Annotated in this window: 15 protein-coding genes; 1 reads left to right on the top strand and 14 read right to left on the bottom strand. The window is 35.6% G+C overall.

The genetic code is table 11. The features are described 5' to 3' along the window. Positions 1-208: 208 nt before the first annotated feature. From FLAPXU55_RS04165 to FLAPXU55_RS04210, 10 genes are all read right to left on the bottom strand, one after another. Positions 209-1,558 carry a glycoside hydrolase family 28 protein gene (locus FLAPXU55_RS04165; protein WP_180856708.1) on the bottom strand — a complete coding sequence of 450 codons (1,350 nt, stop codon included), beginning with the start codon at positions 1,556-1,558 and terminating at the stop codon, positions 209-211. Between the two features lie 140 nt (positions 1,559-1,698). Next, the gene (gene pelA / locus FLAPXU55_RS04170) at positions 1,699-3,702 is read right to left on the bottom strand and encodes a pectate lyase (protein WP_180856709.1); all 2,004 of its coding nucleotides are present in this window, start codon (positions 3,700-3,702) and stop codon (positions 1,699-1,701) included. 26 nt (positions 3,703-3,728) lie between these two features. After that, a complete protein-coding gene (locus FLAPXU55_RS04175; RefSeq protein ID WP_180856710.1) occupies positions 3,729-5,324 on the bottom strand; it encodes a glycoside hydrolase family 43 protein in 1,596 nt (531 codons plus the stop codon). Between the two features lie 308 nt (positions 5,325-5,632). Beyond that, positions 5,633-6,853 carry a glycoside hydrolase family 88/105 protein gene (locus FLAPXU55_RS04180; protein ID WP_180856711.1) on the bottom strand — a complete coding sequence of 407 codons (1,221 nt, stop codon included), beginning with the start codon at positions 6,851-6,853 and terminating at the stop codon, positions 5,633-5,635. Positions 6,854-6,875: 22 nt separating this feature from the next. After that, the gene (locus FLAPXU55_RS04185; RefSeq protein WP_180856712.1) at positions 6,876-8,066 is read right to left on the bottom strand and encodes a glycoside hydrolase family 88/105 protein; all 1,191 of its coding nucleotides are present in this window, start codon (positions 8,064-8,066) and stop codon (positions 6,876-6,878) included. A 278-nt stretch (positions 8,067-8,344) separates the two neighbouring features. Continuing rightward, entirely contained in the window at positions 8,345-9,310 is a 966-nt protein-coding gene (locus FLAPXU55_RS04190; RefSeq protein ID WP_180856713.1) for a DUF4861 family protein, read from the bottom strand. Positions 9,311-9,321: 11 nt separating this feature from the next. After that, a complete protein-coding gene (locus FLAPXU55_RS04195; RefSeq protein WP_180856714.1) occupies positions 9,322-10,257 on the bottom strand; it encodes an alpha/beta hydrolase in 936 nt (311 codons plus the stop codon). Positions 10,258-10,361: 104 nt separating this feature from the next. Next, complete coding sequence (locus tag FLAPXU55_RS04200) at positions 10,362-12,035, bottom strand: RagB/SusD family nutrient uptake outer membrane protein (RefSeq protein ID WP_180856715.1); 1,674 nt, start codon at positions 12,033-12,035, stop codon at positions 10,362-10,364. A gap of 12 nt (positions 12,036-12,047) precedes the next feature. Continuing rightward, entirely contained in the window at positions 12,048-15,152 is a 3,105-nt protein-coding gene (locus tag FLAPXU55_RS04205; protein ID WP_180856716.1) for a SusC/RagA family TonB-linked outer membrane protein, read from the bottom strand. A 42-nt stretch (positions 15,153-15,194) separates the two neighbouring features. Further along, positions 15,195-16,625 carry a glycoside hydrolase family 28 protein gene (locus FLAPXU55_RS04210; RefSeq protein WP_180856717.1) on the bottom strand — a complete coding sequence of 477 codons (1,431 nt, stop codon included), beginning with the start codon at positions 16,623-16,625 and terminating at the stop codon, positions 15,195-15,197. 290 nt (positions 16,626-16,915) lie between these two features. On the opposite strand from FLAPXU55_RS04210, the gene FLAPXU55_RS04215 reads away from it, so the two are divergent. Further along, positions 16,916-17,944, top strand: coding sequence for a LacI family DNA-binding transcriptional regulator (locus FLAPXU55_RS04215; protein WP_053471997.1), 1,029 nt, complete (start codon positions 16,916-16,918; stop codon positions 17,942-17,944). 225 nt (positions 17,945-18,169) lie between these two features. Here the strand turns inward: FLAPXU55_RS04215 and FLAPXU55_RS04220 are convergent, their stop codons facing one another. From FLAPXU55_RS04220 to FLAPXU55_RS04235, 4 genes are all read right to left on the bottom strand, one after another. Continuing rightward, positions 18,170-19,792, bottom strand: a complete 1,623-nt coding sequence (locus FLAPXU55_RS04220; RefSeq protein ID WP_180856718.1) for a UxaA family hydrolase — start codon at positions 19,790-19,792, stop codon at positions 18,170-18,172. Between the two features lie 39 nt (positions 19,793-19,831). Further along, positions 19,832-21,280 carry a tagaturonate reductase gene (locus FLAPXU55_RS04225; protein ID WP_180856719.1) on the bottom strand — a complete coding sequence of 483 codons (1,449 nt, stop codon included), beginning with the start codon at positions 21,278-21,280 and terminating at the stop codon, positions 19,832-19,834. Positions 21,281-21,486: 206 nt separating this feature from the next. After that, on the bottom strand, positions 21,487-22,155 hold the full coding sequence (locus tag FLAPXU55_RS04230; protein ID WP_180856720.1) for a bifunctional 4-hydroxy-2-oxoglutarate aldolase/2-dehydro-3-deoxy-phosphogluconate aldolase: 669 nt from the start codon (positions 22,153-22,155) through the stop codon (positions 21,487-21,489). Between the two features lie 12 nt (positions 22,156-22,167). Beyond that, entirely contained in the window at positions 22,168-23,190 is a 1,023-nt protein-coding gene (locus FLAPXU55_RS04235) for a sugar kinase (protein WP_180856721.1), read from the bottom strand. Between the last annotated feature and the right edge of the window lie 148 nt (positions 23,191-23,338).

Consider the following 23,338-nt stretch of genomic DNA (forward strand, 5'->3'; position numbering starts at 1 on the left):
CGGAGTTACTTGCGTTCCTTCGACTTCGCTCAGGAGGACATATCTTTACGGATGCTCTTTGCGTAGACGCACTGCTGTGCGTCTCTACAGAAAAACCTTTGTCCCTTTGAACCTCTGTAACTTTGTACCTAAAATAAACGCACTTCTGTGCGCCTCTACAGAAAAAACCTTTGTCCCTTTGAACCTCTGCCCCTTTGAACCTAAAAATTCAAGGTTTCGAAACCGCCGTTGGCACTGTCGCTCTTTGTCCTATAAAAACATCTGTCATTAAAACATTTTCGGCATTTTCGTTAGAAAGGGCATTTTTTGCTTCTTTAATTTCAATATTTTTCAGTGAGATGTTTTTGATTTTTTTATCGGGAAAACCCTGAATTACAATTCCGGATTCTGATGCTTTATTACAAGTAATATTCGAGAATGAAACATTGGATATATCCGATTGAAATCCTTTTCCTTCTCCGTGATAATTGGCTGTAATATAAATACAGTCTTCAACCTGATCCAACTGAATATTCCGAACGAATATATTTTTAATAAAACCGCCTCTATCGGCATTGGTTTTTAAATAAATTCCTCTTTTTAAGTATCCGATGGTTTTACAATTTTCTACAAAAACATTCTGAACTCCAGCCGACATTTCACTGCCAATAACTACGCCATGAAGTCCTTTAAAATTACAGTTTCTTATTATTATATTCTCACTTGGTGTTGCTGTATTGGCTCTTCCTTCGTGATCTCTGCCTGCCTTTATAGCAACGTTATCGTCACCGTTATTAAAAGTTACATTTTCTATTAAAACATCTTTGGCATATTCAGGATCGATTCCGTCGTTATTGTGATTTAAGGATTTATAACTGATGCCGCGAATGGTAATACTTTCCGATTTTAAAAGGTGTAAACACCAAAACGGCGAATTTTCGATTCTCACATTTTCGACTAAAATATTTTTAGAATTCAAAAACTGAATCATCTGCGGACGCAGGAAATAACTTTCGCCAAACTTTCTGTCTTTTAACGGAATATTATTGTGGTTCATTTCACGGCTTAAATCCTTGCCAGAACCTTCTTTTGCCTTAAAGCTTTTCCATATTTTTCCTCCTTCTCCATCAATTGTTCCTTCGCCTGTTATGGCAATATTGGAGCATTCATTGGCATATATAAGCGGACTATAATTATATAGCATAGTTCCTTCCCAGCTTGTTAAAACCATTGGAAGGTAATCCTGCGGGTTGTCACTAAACTTGATCTTTGCTCCTTTTTCTATTTTCAGGTTTACATGGCTTACAAAATGAATTGGTCCGTTTATTTTATAAATGCCTTTTGGTACAATAATAGTTCCGCCATTATTCTTTTTGCACAATGCCATCGCTTTATCAAAAACAGCTTTGTTGTTTGTGATTGAATCTCCTTTTGCCCCTAATTTTAAAATATTTACCTGATAAGCAGGAAAAACCGGAAGCTGGATTCTGTTTACAATAGAATCAAGTTTTGCCGTTGGAAAATCATTGTTCTGGGCAAATGAGCTAAAGCTGATTAATATGAGGATAAGATATTTCATTTTTTTTAAGGTTCTAAGGTTCTTAGATTTTAAGGAACAAAGAAGCAAAGGTTCAGAGGTTCAAAGATTGGTTCGAATACTTAGCATTTTCGTTTCCACGGATCTTTGCTCCTTTGCTCCTTTGTGCCTCTGAACCTTAATTAAAAATACCAATTCAGTACAGTATCTTTTAAAATATTTTCTATCGAATATTGCTCTGCTTCTGATTTGGTAAGCTGATGTGACCATGATACTCTTTTCGCTGGTTGAAATCCTTCTCCGCTGTTATTGTATTCGGCATAAAAGGTGTTTTTTTCTGCATCTGGTTTCGACCAGTTTTCCCAGCCTTCGGGTTTTATATGTTTTCCTAATTCGCAGTTTATATAAACTGTTTTGGCATAAATTCGCCATGGCCTTCCTAAATAAACGGCATTGGCAGAAGGTTCTGCCGTTAGTTTACAATTTTTAAAAACAAAGCCGTACGCTGTTCCTTCGGGAGTTGAAGCGGCTGTTACATAGGAACTTTTAATGCTGTGAATTACACAATTTTCAAACAATGCAGTTGCGCCTCCAAAAATAAAATCGGTTGTTCCTTCAATATAACAATCTTTAAAATACTGCTTGGCGTTTTTTCCAGATAAATAAAGTGTATCCTGATTTCCTAAAATAATACAGTTTGAAATTTTAACACGATTGCTTACCACTGATAATGCAATTGCCTGACCTTTATCGCCAGAAGCATTTTGAATGGTTAAATTTGATGCCGAAAAATCGTCTCCTTCCACTAAAACAGTTGAAGTATAAAAGGTGCTGTTGCGTCCTAAATTGATCTTCGAAAAATTGTCATCAAAAGTAATAATGGTGTTTTCTTTACTTTCTCCCAATAAAATCAAATTGGTATTCCATTCCGGGATTCTCAGCTTTTCTTTATAGGTTCCGTTTTTTATAAAAATGGTCACTTTTTCATAAGGAAAAGACGGACTTGCATAAATGGCATCTTGTATTTTGGTAAAGTCACCAGAGCCATCCTGAGCAACCGTTAAGAAGTTAGTTTTTTTTTTCTCGGATGCTGTTTCCGAAACTTTTACACCATTTTTAACTGCCCACGAAGCATATTTTTTCAAAACTTCTTTAGGTTCGTCGGTATACCAGGCGTAACCATTTCTTCGTTCTGCGCCTATTTCATCCAGTGATTTCTTTTTGATTCCGTCACGATCACTAAAGAAAGGTTCGTTATTGTCCAACTCCATAAATCTCGCCCAGATTGGTGAAGCATTTTGAACCGGAATCATTTTTTTATCGATAATTTTTCCGGCGTCATTTAAAACACGTTTTTCTTCCAGATTGGTAATTTTTGTTTTTTCAAACCAGATATTGGCACTTTTTACAGCAGTAATTATTTCTGGTGAAGGTTTTTGAATGGACATTAAAAGCAAAACAATTTTAGCCGATTCTTTTCCGCTAAGCGAAGGAAGTTCATACGCTCTCGCCTTTGCCGGAAGTAATGTAACCTCATCATGCTGCGCGCACCAGGCCGTTAAAACTCCGTTTTGTTTGTATTGTGTTTTAATAATGCAGTCAATGCCTTTATCAAAAGCTGTTTTTGTTTTGGCAACGATTTCTTTTGAGGGTTTAATGCTGTAAAAATCAGTTTCTTCAGCAACTTCTTTCATAACATTTAAAATGCGAACCATCGAATCGTCATTATATGTTATATGGGTGTAATATCCTTTTTTTAAGGGATAAAACTGAGGCCAGCCGCCGTTTGCATATTGGGCTTCTAACAAATAATTTAAACCTTTTAAAAAGGATTCTTTATAGCGTTCGTCTTTAACCTGCGCATACATTTTAGACAAAAAAAGCATTTCCTGGGTCGTTGCTCCATTGTCTGTAGTGGTTTCTTTTGTGGTTTTCTTTATTTCAAGTAAATCCTTTTTCTGCGAAGGAGTCAGCTCATTCTGCATTTGAATATTTTTTGGCCATCCTCCAATATCTCTTTGGTAAAGCAAAACGTTTTCGGCAATCTTTTTTGCTTCTTCTGTACCAAACCACGATGCATTGTTTTTACGAATTACATCCGGCCAGTTTTTATAAGTATTTTGCGCATTTACTGCGAAACTAAAACCAACAATAAAAAGCAGTACTATTTTTTTTAGTGGAATCATTTTATTCTTTTAGTTTTTGATCATTTTTATTTCGTTATTCTAAACCAATCAACGGCGGCATTTCCAGAATCGTTTGTTATTTTCTCGCCTAAAGCAAAAAGCCCGACTTTCGCCCCAATCCATTTTCCTTCTTTCGAAATAAAATCAGTTCCTATTGATTGATAGTTTTTATCGTCTAAACTGTAATAAAAACTGCATACTCCGCCTTGCTTAATTTTAACCCTCAAATAAATAGTATTGTCTGCAATTAAAATAGGTTTTGTTTCTGTTTCTGAAACGGTTTTATTGAATGTTCCTGTTTTTTGGCTTAGATATAATTTTCCTTCAGCATTTTTAAAATTCAAATAACTGTAATCTAATCCCATAATAATTAGTCCGGTCGATTCTCCATTTAATCTGGTATTGAAAGTTATTTTGGCTGTAGCCGAAAATTCTTCGGCAGGAAACTTTTGCAGAAGCAAATTTGGAGCATCAAATATTTTATTATCCTTGATTGTTGTTACGCAAAATAAATTCAGATATCCCATACTCGTAGGAAATCCCCAATTGACTTGCGAATTGGCCTGCCACTGCCATTGTAATCCTAATTTTGGTTCATTAAATTCATCTGAAGTTACCGGATTTTCTATTGGATATTTTTTGCCAACATTTGGCTTTTTAAATGCTGTAACTGGTTCGCCTATTCCGTTTTTATCAAAATCCTGTCCCATAACCGGCCAGTCCTTTTCCCATTTCATAGGCTGCAAATGCACAATTCTTCCGTACGCGCCTTTGTCCTGAAAATGAATAAACCAGTCTTCACCAGTTTGTGTCTGCACCCAAGCGCCCTGATGCGGGCCGTTTATTTTTGTTGATCCCTGTTCTAAAACTTTTTTCTTTTCATAGGGGCCAAAAACATTTTTAGATCGCAAAATGGTCTGCCAGCCCGTAGGAACGCCGCCTGCCGGAGCAAAAATGTAATAGTAATTGTTTCGTTTATAAAATTTTGGACCTTCAATTGTTCCTTCGCTTTCATGTCCGTCAATCACCATAACCTCATCATTATTAGCGATAGTTCCTTCTGCATTCATCGTGCAGACTACTAATAAACTTTTTATCTGCGCACGGCTTCCTGCAAACGCATGCGCTAAATACACTTTTCCGTCATCATCCCAAAGCGGACTCGGGTCAATCAATCCTTTTCCGGCTTTTACTAAAAGAGGTTCTGACCAAGGACCTTCGGCTTTTTTAGCTTTTATCATATAAATCCCAAAATCAGGATCTGGATAATAAATATAAAATTCGTTGTTATGGAAAGTAATACTTGGCGCCCAGACTCCGTTTCCGTGCTGGACTTTATCATAAGTTTCAAAAGGCGGCTGTTTTGACAATGCATAACTTAAAATTTTCCAGTTTACCAAATCCTTAGAATGCAGAATCGGAAGTCCGGGCATACAGTTAAAAGACGATGCCGTCATATAAAAATCGTCTCCAACCCTAACTACATCAGGATCTGAGTAATCAGCATGAATGATAGGATTGGTATAAGTTCCGTCTCCATTATCCGGTGTCCAGACTTGTGCTGAATTTTTCTCTAAAGAGAAAAAGGAAAGGAAAAGGAAAATGATTTTTATATTTTTCATTTTTTGTTTTGTTTTATTTTTTTACCTCAACGTTTTGTCATTTCGAGGGACGAGAAATCGCACTAGAAACTCCATTCCTATTGTCGTCAATCTTTGTCGATATACTAGTGCGATTTCTCGTCCCTCGAAATGACAAACTGTTTGCATTTAAACCCGACAGGTTTTTAAAACCTGTCGGGTTTGTATCGTGATTTGCAATTGGAGTTTCTTTGAGGAGTTTCTTTGCGGTGCTTCGACTTCGCTCAGCAAGACAAAGCGTGCGTTCACTCATAATTCAAAATTCATAACTCACAATTAACAATTAACTTCTATCTATTCAACTCCAAAGCAGCCAAAATAAAAGGCCCTGTCGCTTTAGGGTCATTGTCTTTTTTCTTTTCGTTTACGTAATATTCATAAGAACCATCACGATACGGAGTTCCGCCTAAACCTGCGACCTGACAGCAGTTTGTTAAAGTAATTCCGCCGTCTTCATCAACTTTTTTGATTAAGATTTTAGTCAGTCCATCAAAAGCTTTGTTGGCCAGTTTTTTATATTTTGCCGGTAAATATCCCTTGTTTGCTCCTTTTGCAAATGCATAAGTAAACATTGCTGATCCTGAGGCTTCTAAATAATTTCCTTTTTCTCCACCTTTATCTGTAACCTGATACCATAATCCGGATTTATCCTGATACTTAGCCAAAGCCGCAGAAGCATTGTTTAAATATTTAATTAATTCTGCTCTTTTTGGGTGGTCTTTTGGCATATAATCCAAAACATCAACCAATGCCATTACGTACCAGCCTAAAGCTCTGGACCAAAAGTTTGGTGAATTTCCTGTTTCTTTATTTGCCCAAGGCATTGCTTTGCTTTCATCCCAGCCGTGGTATAATAATCCAGTTTTAGGATCTGTTGCATGAAGCTGAATCAATTCAAATTGTTTTGCTATATCATCAAAACTTTTTCCGTTTTCAAATGTTGCTGTGTATTGTGCGTAAAATGGTTCTCCCATGTATAAACCGTCTAACCACATTTGGTTTGGATAAATTTGTTTGTGCCAGAAACCGCCGCTTGCTGTACGTGGCTGTTCTGCTAATTGCTTGCGAACTAATTGCATTGCTTTTAAGTATTTATCCTGTTTTGATTCTGCGTAAATATCAAAAAGCAAACGTCCGGGAACAACTAAATCAATGTTGTATTTATCGAATTCGTAAGTTTTAATGCTTCCGTCTTCCTGAACTAATTCATCAACATAACCTCTTATGTAAGCTTTGTAACGCGGATCTGGATTTTTCTTGTACAACTCTTCAATCGAATGCAAAACCAAGGCATGAACATAATCCCATTTTGGCTTTTTTGAATCGTCGAGCATATAACTTTCCGGATGACGTTTCATTAAGGTTAAAGCCATTTTATCTGACCATTTCAAGTCTTTAGAAATAACAATTTCTTTTTTTGCTGGTTCCTGCGAAATCGCTTTACAGCCTGTTAAAGCAATAGCACAAACTAATAAAACCGACATAAAACTTTGTTTCTTAGTATTTTTCATTTCAAAATATATTTTAATTCTATTATTTTTCTAATTCAATTGAAGCCATTAAAAATGCTCCCAAACCTATCGCACCATTCTCTTTTGTTTTGGCAATAAGATAATAATCGTTTGTCCCGTCCCTAAAAGGTTTTCCGCCTAAACCTACATTTGCCGACACATTGAGAATATTTACTTCTCCTTTTTTATCGACCTTAACAAACTCTTTTACAAAACTGTCAAATGATTTTTTTGCTGTTTTTTTATAACTGGAAGACAAATATCCTTTGCGTGCTCCTTTTGCAAAAGCATAAATGATCATTCCTGAACCAGATGGTTCTGTATAATTGGCATATAACTGTGTTTTATCTGCTACTTGGTACCATAATCCTGTATCGTTTTTGTATTGATCTACAGCCGCTGCAATTTCATTTAAGTACTGAACCAAAACTTTATATTTTGGATGAGATTTTGGAAAATAATCCAACGTTTCTACCAATGCTGTCATATACCAGCCAATTCCGCGTCCCCAAACCGTTGGGGAAGTTCCGGTTTGTTTGTCGGCCCAGGCAATTTCCTTGCTTTCATCCCAAGCCTGATAAACCAGTCCGCTTTTTTTATCGATCATATGATCGTGAACTAATTCAAATTGTTTGGCAATATCATCTAAGCTTCTTCCTTTTTCATATTTGATAGTAAATTGAGTATAAAAAGGTTCCGCCATATACAAACCGTCAATCCACATTTGATTCGGATAAATTTGTTTGTGCCAAAATCCGCCGCTCACTGTTCTGGGCTGATTTTCTAACTGATTTCTCAATTTTCCAATAATTTCAAAATAGCGCGAATCTTTTGTCACATCATATAAATTGAACAGCAGTTTCCCCGGATTCAAACAATCAATGTTGTATTCTTTAGTTTCGTATTTTTTAAGATTTCCGTCACTGTCAATCATACCGTCAACATAGTTTTTGATATAATCGAGATATTTTTTATCACCTGTTTCCTGATATAATTTCTCAAAACCAGACAATACAAAACCCATTTTATAATCCCATTTCGGACTGTCATTTCCGTCTAGTTTCCATGCTTCGGGATATTTATCTAAAATAGAAAGTGCAGTTCTCTCAGACCATTTTAGGTTATCCGGCAGTACATTTTCGGGATTGTTTTGTGCAATTACAAAAACATGGAGAAGCAGAAATAATAGTACGGCTGTTTTTTTATACTTCATATTTATATTTTTTTTGCCACAGATTTCACAGATTAAATGGATTATTCTTTGCTTGTTTTTTAAACACATAGAGACATAGTTTTTGGGACTTAATAAAGGCGTTTCACTTGCATTAACAAACATAGTACGCTATGTGTTAGAAGCGAGCTACTTTTTATACTCTTTTAAAACATCATAAATTCTATGTTTCTATGTGTTAAATATTTTTCACGCAGATTTTGCAGATCAGCAGATTTTTTAATCTTTTTTAATCCTTTAAATCTGTGGCAAAAAATAACTTACATCTTCCCTTTTTTATTTAAAACCTCTAATTGTGCATCTAAATATTTTACGAAATCTTCCTGCGATTTTATGCCGTTTTGTTCTTGTTCCCAGGCACCTAAAAGATAAAAAGAATTTGCTTTTGTTGTTGGTTTAAAAACCAATAAATAATCTAAATCTGTATCAGCGATATTTTCGATTGTGTTTACTTCATAAAAAATTCCCAGTCCTAATTTGTCCGGAACCAAAGACTGTGTGCCATATGTAGCTATATAAGCCCATTTTTTGTTTTTACTTTCTTTTTTAAGCAATTCCGTATTCTTTTGTTTTACAATTCCTGTACAGATTCCTTTAATTTCTTTGGATGCCTGAATCGTATGTTTTGTATATAACTGATCTGGTTTTATGGTTAAAGTAGAAGTAAAATCAATTTTATCAGATGCTGTCTTCCATCCATAATAATTCACTTTTACGCCCGATTCGTTGTCTTTATTTACAACTGTTGCAATCGTAGAATCTACTTCACGGAAATGCAGTTTTTCATTGTTTAAATAACGATCGATAGAACCAATTCCGATTGCTTTTCCGGCTTTCAGGATATCAGCTCCCCAATCGCTCATTTCATGATACGAATCAAAATTATCCTGACCTACTTTTGGTAAAATTATAGCTGATGTTTTCTTTCCGAAAATATCAATTGCATTTCTCCAGTCTAAATACAAACGGTAACCAATTCGGTTATTTTCCCAGCCCGGACCTTCGTAACGAATATCAAAAGAATGATCTGTATGTTCTGGTGCCAGTTTTAATCTGTCGACGTTTTTAAAAGTTGTTCCGCCTATGTATTTGCGTCCCTCCCAATGTCCGTCTGTTTTTGCCGAAATTTCAGCATACGTTTTAGCCGTTTTAATATCATATTTTTGAGCATTAACTGATGTAAAACCAATTAAGAATAAAGCTGCGGCTGTAATTTTTGTTTTCATTTTATGGTAAATTATTTGAATATCTTATTTAGAAATTGGACTGTAAAATCGGTTGTTTTATAAAACCAGGGTTCAAAAAACCAAAAAGAATGCGGTGAGTTTTCTAGTGTTTGAACTTCATTGTAAATTTTATACTGATTTAAAATCTTTATCATATCATCTCTACCGGCATGAAACCTGTCAATACTGCTGTTTATAAACAATGTTGGCGGTGTATTTTTATCGGTATGGCTTAAAGCTGAAGCATTTTTCCAATTCTCCGGTTTTTCATCATAAGAACCTCCAAGCCAAAACGATGCCATTTCTCCTTCTGAAGATTCTGGATGTCTGAATGCCAAAACGCCGTCTATATCAATAATTGCATTTACTTTTGATGATGATTTACTTTGATTTGAAGCATCTTCAAAAGTTGGATTTTCATTTGTTGTACCAATCAAAGCTGCCATTTGTCCGCCCGAAGAACAGCCTAAAACCGCAATTTTGTCTGGATCTACTTTGAATTTCGCTGCGTTATCTTTTATAAATTTAATCGCATTTTTTACATCATAAACTCCGTAAGGATATTTTGCCTCAAGCGACAATCTGTATTCAATTGTAAAACAGGAATAACCGTAAGATGCAATTTCTTCTGCCAAAGCGTTCATCTGAGTTTTATCGCCAGATCTCCAGCCTCCGCCATGAATCATAATAACGGCAGGATTTTGCTTTTTTGTGTTATATACAAAAGCATCAAAATGCAAGGTTCTTTCGTTCTCTTTAAAATAAATTATATCCTTAATTTGAATCAGATTCTTATTCTTTTCTATAACCGGAATTGTGATTGACGGATATTTTTTTATCAATTTAGCATACGTGCTTTTTACCGTGTACGACGTGTCGACAGGATAAGTCTGCTGCGCGTTTATCGCACCCGAAAGCAAGAATAAAATCAATATTATTTTTCGCATTACAATCCTTTTTACTTTTTAGTCAGAAAGGAGTCCGACACTTAGGTCAAACTCCTCCTTAACTTCTTCAAAAAAACTAATAGTCTCAAAAAACTAACAAATTATTAATAACCAGGATTCTGAGGAAAATCTTTATTCTGGTTTAAATCCAATGCCACTTGCGGAATTGGTCTTAAAATTTTAAGTTGTCCGCCAACACCAACAAAATTTGCGGCCTTAATTTTATAATTATGAGCCGATGCTCTTGCAACTAATGTTCCCGTACGTTTTAAATCAAACCAGCGTTTGTATTCTCCTAACAATTCTCTACCTCTTTCATCTAAAATGTAATCGATGTTGAACTCAGCTAATGTAGCATTTGCAACTCCGGCTCTTCTTCTCACTTCGTTTAAACGGTCTAAACCAGTTCCCGGCTGTCCTGCTTTTAAATAGGCTTCGGCAGCGATTAAATACGTTTCTCCCAATCTTGAAACAATAATATCCCTTGTACTTACTGGTCCTGTACTTGAAGGCGTTGTAGGATCCGGATCGTCAAATTTCTTTACCGGAATCGTATAACAATCTAAGTTTTTAATTAAAGTATGCGCTGCAGAATATTCTCCCCAAGGATGGTACACAAACGTTGCCGATTTTCTGGCTGCATTTGCTGTTTCCCAAGCTGTTCTGTCTGCTGGTGTAAACCATTTTGGCTCGTAAAAATGTCTCACTTTTAATGAAGCCGGATTTGTGCTTCTGTAATATGGATAATACAACACGTTTTTTGTAACACCGTTTGTAGTTTCAGGACCTTCTAAGATTTCTGTCATAAAAGTCCCTTCCCATCTTTTATCTCCTTTTTCATAAAGACCTAAAGCATAATCAGTTGGACATAAATTATAACTTCTTAATGGCGCGCCCGTTTCTGCACCGCCTAAATACGAACTGAAATAATAAAACTGATTGTTACCCAATTTTGTTGGGTCTGTGCTTGTTGAAGCTTTATCGTATTGTACAGAGAAAATAGTTTCGGCATTTAAATCGTTTCCGGGTTTAAATAACTGATCGAAAGCAAGCGCTAAAGTTTGTCCGCCAATTGCTGCATCAGCATAAGCTGCTGCTTTTGCAAAATCATCGGCTTTGCCAAACGTTTCATATCCTCTCGTTAAATACACTTTTGCTAATAAATCATTTACCGCTCTTTTGTTTACTTTTCCGGTTGTGCTGTACGAGTTCGTTCCTACGCTTGCCAAAGCTGTATCTAAATCTGAAATAATCTGTGTATATACTTCTTCTGCCGTATTTCTATGAAAAGATAAAACCGGTGTTGTAATATTTTCATTTACAATTGGAACTCCGCCATAAGTCTGAACTAACAAGAAATAAGCTTGTGCTCTCAAAAATTTAGCTTCGCCTACTAAAGTGTTCAAATTAGCCGTTTGTTCTGTTATTGCCGAATAATAAACGGCTTTATTTACAGATTGAATTAACTGATAACAAGGTGTGTACAAATCTGCAACGTTATCTGAAGAAGGAATCAAAAGTGCATACTGGCTTAAACCTGCTGGTTCCGGCGTTCTTCCTTCGGCGTACATATCGGTTCCTGCTTCAAATAACCACGGATTTCCTCCGTAAATACTTTTAAGCCATGCATAATTGGTATTGATCAATAACTGATATCCTGATGCTGTTTTATAAGTAGCATCGGCAGGAACATTCGAAAGACTTTCTTCTTCTATATAATTGCTGCATGAATTTAAAGACAAGGCAGCAATTCCTAATATTATTATTATTTTTTTCATTTGATATCTTTATTAAAATTTAACACTTAATCCCAATTGCGTTGTTACAGATGCCGGACGGTTTACCCCAAAAGGAGAAGCGGCCCATTCTGGATCATATCCATCAAAATCTGTAAATACAAATGGATCTAAAACATTTACATAAATTCTCAAATTACTGATTTTAAGTCTTTCCAATAATTCTGAATTTAGTGTATAACCTAAAGATATATTTTTGATTTTTACGTAAGAAACATCTCTGTAGTACCCAAATAAAGAAGTCCAGTAAGCTCCCGCACCCGTTGCAACCGGCCCTGGTCTTGGGTTTGTGTTATTGGCATTGGCTTCGATACCTGTACCGTTTGTTGGAATAAAATAATCCATTGCCAATTTTTGACGTCCTCTGTCACTTACATCAGCAAAGTTTTGGTGAAAAGTACTTAAAACCGTTTGTCCCTGACTTGTCAAAACTGAAAAATTGAAATCGAAATTACCAACAGTCAGTTTAGAATATAAACTTCCCTGCCAATCCGGATTTGCGTTTCCAATAACCGTTCTGTCATCCTGATTAAATTTTCCATCTCCATTTAAGTCTTTTGGTCTTGCCTGTCCCGGAGCTTGTCCGTAAGATGCTGCACGTGCTGCTTCGCTTTCCTGCCAAACACCATCGTAAACGTAGTTGTAATTTGGGTTTAATTCTGAACCCAAAATTAATTTATTTCCAATATCGCTAACTTTATCCTGATTGTAAATTGACTCTAATTTGTTTACGTTTTTAGTAAAAGTAAAAGTCGTTTCCCAGTTTACATTTTCGCTTTTGATATTTTTTGTCGTTAATAAAACTTCGACACCTTTATTACTTACAGAACCAACGTTTGCAAAAGTATTTTTCCAACCGCTTTCTGCAGGTAATTGCTGTTTGTAGATTAATTTATCTGATAATCTGTCATAAACATCAACGCTTCCCGAAATTCTGTTTTTTAAGAAACCGAAATCAAGACCAAAGTTTAATTCTCGTGTCTTTTCCCAGGTTAAATCCTGATTCGCCAAATTTTCTGACTGCCAGCCCGAAACTACATTTGCTCCGTTTGCATAAAAAGTCTGCTGATTTAATAAAGCCTGAGAAGTATAAGGCGCTACGTTGTCGTTTCCTGTATAACCTAAACTCGCTCGAAGTTTTAAGTCTGAAATTACATTACTGTTTGCTAAGAAAGATTCCTTGCTGATTTTCCATCCTAAAGCTACAGAAGGGAAACTCTGCCATTTATTGCCTTCTGATAAAACAGATGAACCGTCCCATCTTGTAGAAGCAGTCAATAAATATTTGTCTTTGAACGTATAGTTTAAACGAACAGCATAAGAACTTAATGTATTTTTTTGATATCCTGAACTAATATTATAACTGGTCTGAACTCCAGATCCCATATTGTTTGATCCTGTATCAAAAGGCTGATTATTAGAATACAAATACGAAGTTTCATCAACATTTGAATACAAACTCTGCAATAATAAAACACTAAAATCATGAACTTCGGCAAAAGTATGTTTCAAATCAACTTGATTGTCCCAAGTATAATTGAAGTTGTTGAAGTTTTTTATGGATGCCGAATTTTTTCCGTTTAAGGTAACTCCGGCATTTGACTGTGCGCCATAAGCTGCGCTTGTAACGGTATTTTCTATTCCTGCAGAAAACGTGGTTTTAAACGAAAGCCATTTTAAAGCCTGGTATTGAAAGAAAACATTTCCAACAGTCTGCCAAGTTTTTTCTGTCTGCGAAGAATTGGCAATTTCCATTAACGGATTTACCGCACTGGTTTTATTAATTGCCCACGAACCATCAGGATAAGTTAGTTTTCCCGGAAGAAAAAATAAAGTTCCTACTCTTTCATTTCCAGCGGCATCAACTGCCCAAGGCGACATTAACGGACTAAGTCTAAAAGCGTCCTGCATCGCTAAATCACTTCCTAACTGCGTGTCAACACGAGCAATGGTAACGTTTGCACCCGTTGTAAATTTGTCGTTTATTTTATGATTTAATCCTAATTTAAAAGAATATTTATCAGTTCCATCATTGTCTATAAGTCCTTCATCACTTTGAATCCCGAATCCTAAATTGTAGCTCAACCCAGAATCTGAACGACCTGTAACATTTAAGTAATTATTTTGTGTCATTCCTGTTTTTAGAACCGCATCGGCCCAGTCAAAATTGTAACCGTTGTTGGCTCTTGAAACTAATAACGGACTTTGATTTCCCGCTAAAGCTGCAAGCTGAGCAGGAGTCTGAGTTGCCGGAGTTGCGCTCATATAAGCTACTTGGTGAAATTTCCACCATTCTTCTCCGCTCATCATTTTTGGTAATCTTGCCGCCGTTTTTGTTCCGTAAGAAGAATCAAAAGTTACATTGATTCCTGATTTTACGTTGGCACCGCTTTTTGTTGTAACAATAATAACACCGCTGGCTCCTCTTGAACCGTAAATTGCTGCTGATGAAGCATCTTTTAAAACGTCCATTCTTGCAATATCCTGTGGATTCAAAAAGTCAATATTATCAACCGGAACTCCGTCTACAACATATAAAGGAGACGATCCAACTAAAGAGTTATTTCCTCTAATAACGACTTTAAATCCGTCACCGGAACGTCCTGAAGTTGACGAAATCGTAACTCCGGGTGTACTTCCCTGAATGGCTTCAAGTGCACTGGTTGTATTTCTTTCCGTAATTGTTGCCGCGCTGATGGTGCTTACAGATCCTGTAAGGTCTGTTTTCTTTACAGAACCGTATCCCACAACTACAACTTCGTTTAATGAATTTGATTGTTCTGCAAGGCTTACATCAATTCTTGTTTTTCCGGCAACGCTTACTTCCTGCGTTTGAAAACCTAAATAGCTTATTATTAAAACAGCTTTGCTATTGGTTACGTTTATTTTAAAACTTCCTTCAAAATCTGTCGAAGTTCCGTTTTTAGTTCCTTTTTCCTGGATATTAACGCCTGGAAGCGATAATCCTGAAGCATCTGTAATTTTTCCTTCTATTGTTGTAGACTGTGCGTTTATCGTATTGCACAGCAGGAAATTCAGGAAAAATAAAAATACAAGGTTGTATTTTGTTTTTTTCTTTAATGGTTGTTTAATTTTCATAAGTGGTTTCGTGGTTTGGTTAAATGTTATAGTTATTAGTTTTTATTTGTTTACTTTTTTTCCATTGATATAAGTGTTTATAAAATTGATATTCTTTACGTTTTTTAAGGAATAAACTGAGTCAGCTTTTTCGATTTTTACATTTTTCAGCGTAATATTTTCTATCGGAGATTCTGGATAACCTTCTGCCAAAACACCAAATTTTCCGCTGTTTTTTACTGTAATATTTTCGAGGTTTATATTTCGTACCGTTGGTATAAAATTTCCCGTTTGGGAGCCATACACGTTATAAAACATGGTGACGAGCAAAACACATTCTTTTACCGTTCCTACTTCAAGGTTTCGAACAAAAATATTTTCAATGACACCGCCTCTTTTTGAATTGGTTTTAATGCGAATGGCACGATCTAAGTTTGGACTGTCCATTACACAATTCTCTACAAAGACATTATTCACTCCGGCAGAAATCTCGCTTCCAATTACAACTCCGCCATGACCGTCGATCATTTTACAGTTTTGAACAATGATGTTTTTACTCGGGATCGCTACTCTTCTTCCGTCGGCGTCACGTCCGGCTTTAATGGCAATGCAGTCATCGCCCGTATTGAAAGTGCAGTTTTTGATTATTACATTTTGAGAATATTCAGGATCGCAGCCGTCATTGTTTGGTCCGTGGCTGTTTACCGTTACACCGTCGATAATAATGTTGTTGGTTTTTATGGGATGCAGAATCCAAAAAGGTGAATTGATAACCGTTATGTCTTTTACCAAAACAGTATTACATTCAAAAAACTCGATAAAGTTGGGACGTAAATATCTTCCTTCTCCAAAAATTCTTTCTGAAACCGGAATATTTTTCTCAGCCATATCTACTAAAACCTCGCGGTTTGCCGGATCATTTTGAGACGGAATTCCTTTTTTCCAGCCGTATCCTTTTCCGCCAGACCAAATCCACCAGTTTGTGCTGTCTGCCTGACCGTTTAAAGTACCCTTTCCGGTAACGGCAACATTGGTTTTATTTTTAGCATAAATAAGCGGAGAATAGTTCATTACTTCTGTTCCTTCCCACGAAGTATGAACGATTGGATAATCTTTTGGATTTAAGCTGAAAAGAATTTCAGCATGATCTTCTAAATGCAGGTTTACATTGCTTTCTAAATGAATCGCTCCGGTTAAGTATTTTCCATTTGGAACCAATACTTTTCCGCCGCCATTTTCAGCACAGGTTTTAATAGCTTTTTCAAATGCCAAAGTGTTTAAAGTTTTGCCATCTGCAACAGCTCCAAAATCGTTTATATTATAGGTTTTATCCTGAAATTTTGTTTGAGGAAGGGTTTTTATGGTCAATTCCATATTTTTCCACGGATCAGATTCAGAGGCACTCGCAACTTTTTTAGCACAGGATATAGTCAAAACAACCATTATACTGGCAAAAACAATTGATTTATACGCTATAACCTTGTTTATAATCATTTTTGTAGAATTTCAGGTAAACATTGAAAAATCATGAATAATCATGTAATCGATTACACGAAAGTAGAAAATATGTTCCATCCAACCAAATTTATTTAGAAATTTATTGTATTTTTAATTTTTATTAAGAATTATAATTACATTTAATGCAAAAATTATTGTAATTTATTATCATTGTAAAATAAAAAACGTTGTAGTAATTCGTTACGGTAATCGATAACATTAAATATTAGGTTATCTAAAAAAAATGTATTTTTGTCTAAGAATTTAACTTGTAAAAACCCTTTTTAATGAGCGAAAAAGTAACCATTTATGATATTGCCGAAAAATTAAATATCACTGCAGCTACTGTTTCCAGAGCGTTGAATAACAACCCGAAGATAAAAGAAAGCACTCGTGAGTTGGTTATTAAAACCGCTGCCTCAATGAACTACAAGCAAAACAAACTTGCTTTAGCATTAAAAAGCGGCCGAAGTAACAATATTGGCGTGATTGTACCGCGTATAGACAGTAACTTTTTTGCCTCTGTGATCAGGGGAATTGAAGAAGAACTGCACCCTCATGGTTATCAGGTAATTATTTGCCAGACGCATGAAAGCAAAAAGAGAGAAAACGAAAACTTATATACTTTAATTGATGCTCAGGTTGACGGAATTTTAATGTCTGTAACCGATGTAACCGACGAAAACGATGCTGCATTTCAGTATGTACTTCAAAAAAACGTTCCGCTGATTTTTTTCGATAGAAGCAAACATATTGAAGGTGTAAGTTCTGTAACGATAAACGACTTTAGAGGCGGTTATTTAACGACCAAACATTTAATTAATGAGGGTTGTAGAAAAATTGCACATTTCTCTGGAGATCAGTCGCTGGAAATCTTTAAAAACAGGTTTTTAGGCTATAAACAAGCTTTGCTGGATCACGGAATAGATTTTAAAGAAGAATATGTTATTTACACTAAAAGTGCCGTAGAAGCCGGAAAAGAAGCGGTTGATAAACTTTTACAATTAGAAACGCCGCCGGATGCTATATTTTCTGCGAGTGATTTTGCTGCATTAGGCGCCATTCAGGAACTAAAAGAAAGAAATATCAGTATCCCGAAAGAGTTTTGTGTAGCTGGTTTCAGTAATGAACCTTTCACCAAATTCATGGAATTATCAATAACTTCTGTAGATCAGTCTCCGCTTGAAATGGGAAAAATGTCCGCGCGCGTTTTCTTGGAACAAGTTGACAAAACAGAAACCATCAAAATCGAAAAAAAGGTAGTTCTAGCACCAGAACTACATATCCGCAAATCTTCGTCAAGAAGCACCTTTTAGTTTTTTTTTAAAACCATATAAGTTATATAAGTTCATTTTAGAATATACTTAGAATAAAAAAGCAGCTCCATAAAGAGCTGCTTTTTTATTGCTATGTTTTAAGAATCAAACTTAAATTTACTTATATAACTTATATGGTTAAAAAATAAAAAAAAGACGCACTGCTGTACGTCTCTACATATAAACCTTTGTCACTTTGTATCTCTGTACCTTTGTAACTAAAAACTAAAGCGATACTCCTCTTTTCCAAGGGATGAAGTCGTTTTGGTTTAATAACGCTGCTTTGGTTTTGATTGTTCCGCTGGCAACATCAATAATAAACTCTAACATTTCATCTGCCATTTCATCGATTGATTTTTCTCCGGTGATGATTCCTCCGGTGTCAATATCGATAATGTCCGACATTTTGTTTGCTAATTGTGTGTTAGAAGAAATCTTAACAACCGGCGCAATTGGATTTCCTGTTGGTGTTCCTAAACCTGTTGTAAACAATACCATGTTTGCTCCGGAACCTACCATTGCTGTTGTACATTCCACGTCATTTCCTGGCGTACAAAGCAAAGTTAAACCTGGTTTAGTGATATATTCACCATAATCAAAAACTCCTGTAATTGGCGAAGTTCCACCTTTTTTAGCCGCTCCTGCAGATTTCATGGCATCGGTAATCAAACCGTCTTTAATGTTACCCGGAGACGGATTCATATCAAATCCTGAACCTGCATCAACAACTGTTTTTTCATACCATTGCATTAAGTCTAAGAAACGTTTTCCGCCTTCGTCTTCAACACATCTGTTTACTAATTCCTGCTCTACTCCGCATAATTCAGGGAATTCAGAAAGAATGGTAGTTCCGCCTAAAGCAGCCAGTAAATCTGAAGTTACACCTAAAGTTGGGTTTGCAGAAATTCCAGAGAATCCGTCAGATCCACCGCACTCTAAACCTATTCTTAGTTTCGATAATGGAGCTGGTTCTCTTTTTATTTCGTTTGCTTTTTTAATCGCTTCAAAAGTGTCTTTTACCACACTGCTCAACATCGTTTCAATCGTTCCAATTGACTGCTGATCATAAATTAAAACAGGTTTTTTACTGTTTGGATTTATGGCATCAAGAGCATCTTTGAAGATTTGAATTTGAAGATTTTGACATCCTAAACTCAAAACAGTTGCTCCGGCAACGTTTGGATTGTTTACATAACCTGCCAATAATTTAGCCAGACTATGAGAATCCTGACGAATTCCGCCGCAGCCGCCTTGGTGCGTAATGAATTTTACTTCAATATTATTGAATAAGTTAGCATCGTTTGAAGCTTCCTGATTTCCGGCACCGCCAGTTTCTGATTTCACTAAAGAACGCAATAACAATTGGTAATCATTTTCTTTAGGTTTCATTAATTCTTTCTCAAAAATATCTTTTAAGATTTCGATGTTTCTGTTTTCACAAAATACTAACGGGAAGAACAACCAAACATTTTCAGTTCCAACTTGTCCGTCTTCTCTGTGATAACCCTGCCATGTTCTGTCTTTCCATTTGTCAACATTTGGAGCAGTCCAGCCAATCGTTTCTGTTTTACCAGTAACTTTATCACTTTCGTGTTTTACATTTTCAGTAGAAAGCAATCCTCCTCTTTCGATTTTTGCACTAGCTTTCCCTACTAAAACTCCGTACATAATGATTCTGTCTCCTATATTAAAAGGAACCATTGCAATCTTATGTTTCATTTTTACATCTGTCTCAACCGTAACTGATTCTCCTTCGAAATCAATTACTTCGCCAGCTGTAAGGTTCACCAAAGCAACCGCAACATTGTCGGTTGGATGAACTTTTATCAATTTTTTCTGCGCTGCCATAATCCTTATTCTTTTTGCTTTTTGTTTTTTTGCTTTTTTTTATTTTATTCTTTCCTGAAACCTGGCAAAACCAGCTTCAATTCCATTTGCATCAATTTCTTCTAAGGCAATTGTAATCGCTTTTGTTAAGCCCGGAATTTCAGTTAAATCTTCATCCCAAAAACTTTTGTTTTGCAAAGTCAATCTCGCTATTTTTTCATAATCATCTGATTTCCATAAACCATCAAAAAACGAAACAATATCTTCACTATCATTTACCGGCAAACTTTGTCCGTTCCAAGTTCCTTTGTAGAAACGTATTAAAGCGGCAAATGCAAAAGTTAAATGAACCGGAAGTGTTTTGTGAATATCAACATATCCTGTTAAACTTGGTAAAACACGAACTTTAAATTTCGAAATTGAATTTAAAGCAATTGATGATAATAAATGCTTGATAAACGGATTTCTGAAACGGTCTAAAATCTCTTCAGAGAAACTTGCCAGTTCTTGTTTATCCATGTTTAAGGTTTCGTTGATTTCCTCAAAAACAGCTTGGTTAATGAATTCTCCTGTAAAAGCATTATCAACGGTTTCTTTTACAGTTTCGTTTCCGTAAAGTAATGAAAACGGCACCATTGCAGTGTGCGCTCCATTTAAAATTCTCACCTTACGTGTTCTGTAAGGCTGCATATCTTCAACGATTTTTACATCAAGATCTGTTTTTTCAAACGGAAGTTTTGCTTTCAATTCATCATCACCTTCAATAACCCATAAAAAGAAACTTTCAGCACTTACAATCAAATCGTCTTTATAATCTAACTGACTGTTGTATTCTTCAATTTGATCTTTTGGATATCCCGGAACGATTCTGTCAACTAATGTATTGTGGAATGAACAGCTGTTTAAAAGCCACGAAACAAAGTCCTGACCTAATTTCCAGTCTGTACAATATTTTAAAATAACTTCTTTTAAAGTATCTGAATTATAATTGATTAACTCACAAGGAATAATTGTTAATCCTTTATCAGCAGCACCATTAAAATGTTTAAATCTTTCATGTAAAAGTACGGTTAATTTTGCAGGGAAAGATACAGGAGGCTGCATTGTAGGCAAGTCTGAAGCGATGTATTCGATACCTGCTTCTGTTGTGTTTGATATAATAAAAGCTAATTCTTCTTCTTTTGCCAAAGATAAATATTCGTTGAAAGAAGCATAAGGATCAACTGCTTTTACAATATTAGTTATCAATTCTTTTTCCTGAATTTCCTCGCCTTTTTTTACACCTTTCATAAACAAAGTGTATAAACCATCCTGCGCATTGATCATATTCACCAACCCTTTATCAATAGGCTGAACAACAGCGATTCCGGCATTAAAATCTGCATTTTGGTTTAATTTCTGAATAGCGTATTCTACAAAAGCTCTTAAGAAATTACCTTCTCCAAATTGAACTATTTTAATAGGAAGCCTGTTTGAAAACTCTGAATTTGATCTGTTAATTTTTTCCATTTTAATTTTTGCTTTAAAGTGTTTTAAATAACCACTTAATACCTTATTGACATTTTAATACATTGTAAATGAAACATTACACTCGTAATTAAAATAGATCTTGCTGTGAGGAGTGACAAGATTTATTTTTCAAGCGTAATGCTCAATTACAATCTCTAAAATCTAAAAAAAACGCATAAATAAGGATTGGCATGATTACTCCTTATTTATTTTCTAATATCTTTTATAATGTCAAGAACCTGTTTAACCTTAGTAGTTAAACCATCGAAATCTTTATTGTCTAATATATCTTTTGAAATCAATTGTGATCCTAAACCAACACAAGTTGCTCCTGCATTCAACCAAGAACTTAAGCTTTCAACTGTTGGATAAACACCTCCTGTAGGCATAATGTTTGTCCATGGGCAAGGTCCTTTTATGGCTTTGATAAATTCTGGCCCGTAAATGTCAGCAGGAAATAATTTTACAATTTCACAGCCTAATTCTTCTGCTTTTGCAATTTCAGTAAGTGTTCCGCAGCCTGGCGACCATAATACTTTTCTGCGGTTACAGGCAATTGCAATATCTTCTCTAAATACCGGAGTTACAATAAAATTAGCTCCTAAACTCATATACAATGAAGCCGCAGCAGCATCGGTAACAGAACCAACACCCAAGATCATTCCCGGTAATTCTGCTAAAGCATATTTATTTAAAGCTCCAAAAACTTCATGTGCAAAGTCACCTCTGCTGGTAAATTCCATTAATCTGGAACCTCCGTCGTAACAAGCTTTTAAAACTTTTTTACTTAATTCAATATCCGAATGAAAAAACAACGGCACCATTCCGTTATCCTTCATTGTCTGCGCAACCTCTATTCTTGAATATTTTGCCATATCTCTAATTAATTATCTTGATACTAATGCAGAACCATCACCATCAATCATATTTTCAACTTCTTTTAAAGTAACAAAATTGTAATCGCCGGCAATTGTATGTTTTAAACAACAAGCTGCTACTGCAAAATCTAATGCTCTCTGGTTATTATTTTGATATTCTAACAATCCATAAATCAATCCGCCCATAAAAGCGTCACCGCTTCCTACTCGGTCTACAACTGGCGTAACTTCTTTTACAGCTGCCTGATGAATTGTTTTTCCATCAAATAAAATACCCCCAATTCTTTGGTGCGATGCACTTACAGAATAACGAAGCGTTGTTGCTGCAATTTTTAAATTCGGAATTAATTCAAACAACTTTGAGTATAAAACCGGAAGCGATTCCTCATCCTGATAATTAGGGTTTTCCTTTGGAATTCCTAACATGAAATAAGCAGTGTCAATATCGCCTAAAACAACATTGCAGTATTGTAACATTTCCGGCATTACTTCACTTGGCGTTTTTCCGTACTGCCACAATTTTGATCTGTAATTTAAATCACAGGAAATTTTGATTCCTAGTTTATGAGCTGTTTTAATAGCTTCTAAACAAGCTTCTGCAGCAGTTTGAGAAATAGCAGGAGTAATACCGCTCCAATGAAACCACTCTGCTCCTTCTAAAACTTTTCCCCAGTTTATCTGGCCTTTTTCAATAGTTGCCATTGCACTGTGTGCACGATCGTAAACTACATTACTTCCGCGTGTTCCTGCTCCGGTTTCCAGAAAATAGATTCCTAAACGTTCTCCTCCATAAACAATGTTTTTGGTTTCGACATTCATTTTTCGCATTTCTTTTAATGCTGATGAACCAATTTCATTTTCAGGTAATCTTGTAACAAATTCGGCATTTACACCATAATTAGCTAAAGAAACACACACATTAAATTCTCCGCCTCCGTACGTAGCACCAAATGCTGTAGATTGCGAAAAACGTAAATGTCTTTCTGTCGATAAACGCAGCATGATTTCTCCAAATGCAACTACTCTACTCATTTCTTATATTTTTAATTTAACCATTAAGGCATTAAGAAAATTAAGCTGTACTTTATGTTCTCTTTGCGATTAAAGGTTAAGTTTATTAAGCCTATACTAGCTTAATTATCTTTTTATTATTAAGTAACTATTCAAACCCAAAACTTAA

Origin of the sequence: Flavobacterium panici, assembly GCF_903819335.1 — a bacterium.
GTDB lineage: Bacteria > Bacteroidota > Bacteroidia > Flavobacteriales > Flavobacteriaceae > Flavobacterium > Flavobacterium panici.

What these genes read in the sequence shown, in the direction of transcription:
- FLAPXU55_RS04165 (WP_180856708.1), bottom strand. Translation starts at nt 1,558, where the DNA reads ATGAAATATCTTATCCTCATATTAATCAGCTTTAGCTCATTTGCCCAG.
- pelA (WP_180856709.1), bottom strand. Translation starts at nt 3,702, where the DNA reads ATGATTCCACTAAAAAAAATAGTACTGCTTTTTATTGTTGGTTTTAGT.
- FLAPXU55_RS04175 (WP_180856710.1), bottom strand. Translation starts at nt 5,324, where the DNA reads ATGAAAAATATAAAAATCATTTTCCTTTTCCTTTCCTTTTTCTCTTTA.
- FLAPXU55_RS04180 (WP_180856711.1), bottom strand. Translation starts at nt 6,853, where the DNA reads ATGAAAAATACTAAGAAACAAAGTTTTATGTCGGTTTTATTAGTTTGT.
- FLAPXU55_RS04185 (WP_180856712.1), bottom strand. Translation starts at nt 8,066, where the DNA reads ATGAAGTATAAAAAAACAGCCGTACTATTATTTCTGCTTCTCCATGTT.
- FLAPXU55_RS04190 (WP_180856713.1), bottom strand. Translation starts at nt 9,310, where the DNA reads ATGAAAACAAAAATTACAGCCGCAGCTTTATTCTTAATTGGTTTTACA.
- FLAPXU55_RS04195 (WP_180856714.1), bottom strand. Translation starts at nt 10,257, where the DNA reads ATGCGAAAAATAATATTGATTTTATTCTTGCTTTCGGGTGCGATAAAC.
- FLAPXU55_RS04200 (WP_180856715.1), bottom strand. Translation starts at nt 12,035, where the DNA reads ATGAAAAAAATAATAATAATATTAGGAATTGCTGCCTTGTCTTTAAAT.
- FLAPXU55_RS04205 (WP_180856716.1), bottom strand. Translation starts at nt 15,152, where the DNA reads ATGAAAATTAAACAACCATTAAAGAAAAAAACAAAATACAACCTTGTA.
- FLAPXU55_RS04210 (WP_180856717.1), bottom strand. Translation starts at nt 16,625, where the DNA reads ATGATTATAAACAAGGTTATAGCGTATAAATCAATTGTTTTTGCCAGT.
- FLAPXU55_RS04215 (WP_053471997.1), top strand. Translation starts at nt 16,916, where the DNA reads ATGAGCGAAAAAGTAACCATTTATGATATTGCCGAAAAATTAAATATC.
- FLAPXU55_RS04220 (WP_180856718.1), bottom strand. Translation starts at nt 19,792, where the DNA reads ATGGCAGCGCAGAAAAAATTGATAAAAGTTCATCCAACCGACAATGTT.
- FLAPXU55_RS04225 (WP_180856719.1), bottom strand. Translation starts at nt 21,280, where the DNA reads ATGGAAAAAATTAACAGATCAAATTCAGAGTTTTCAAACAGGCTTCCT.
- FLAPXU55_RS04230 (WP_180856720.1), bottom strand. Translation starts at nt 22,155, where the DNA reads ATGGCAAAATATTCAAGAATAGAGGTTGCGCAGACAATGAAGGATAAC.
- FLAPXU55_RS04235 (WP_180856721.1), bottom strand. Translation starts at nt 23,190, where the DNA reads ATGAGTAGAGTAGTTGCATTTGGAGAAATCATGCTGCGTTTATCGACA.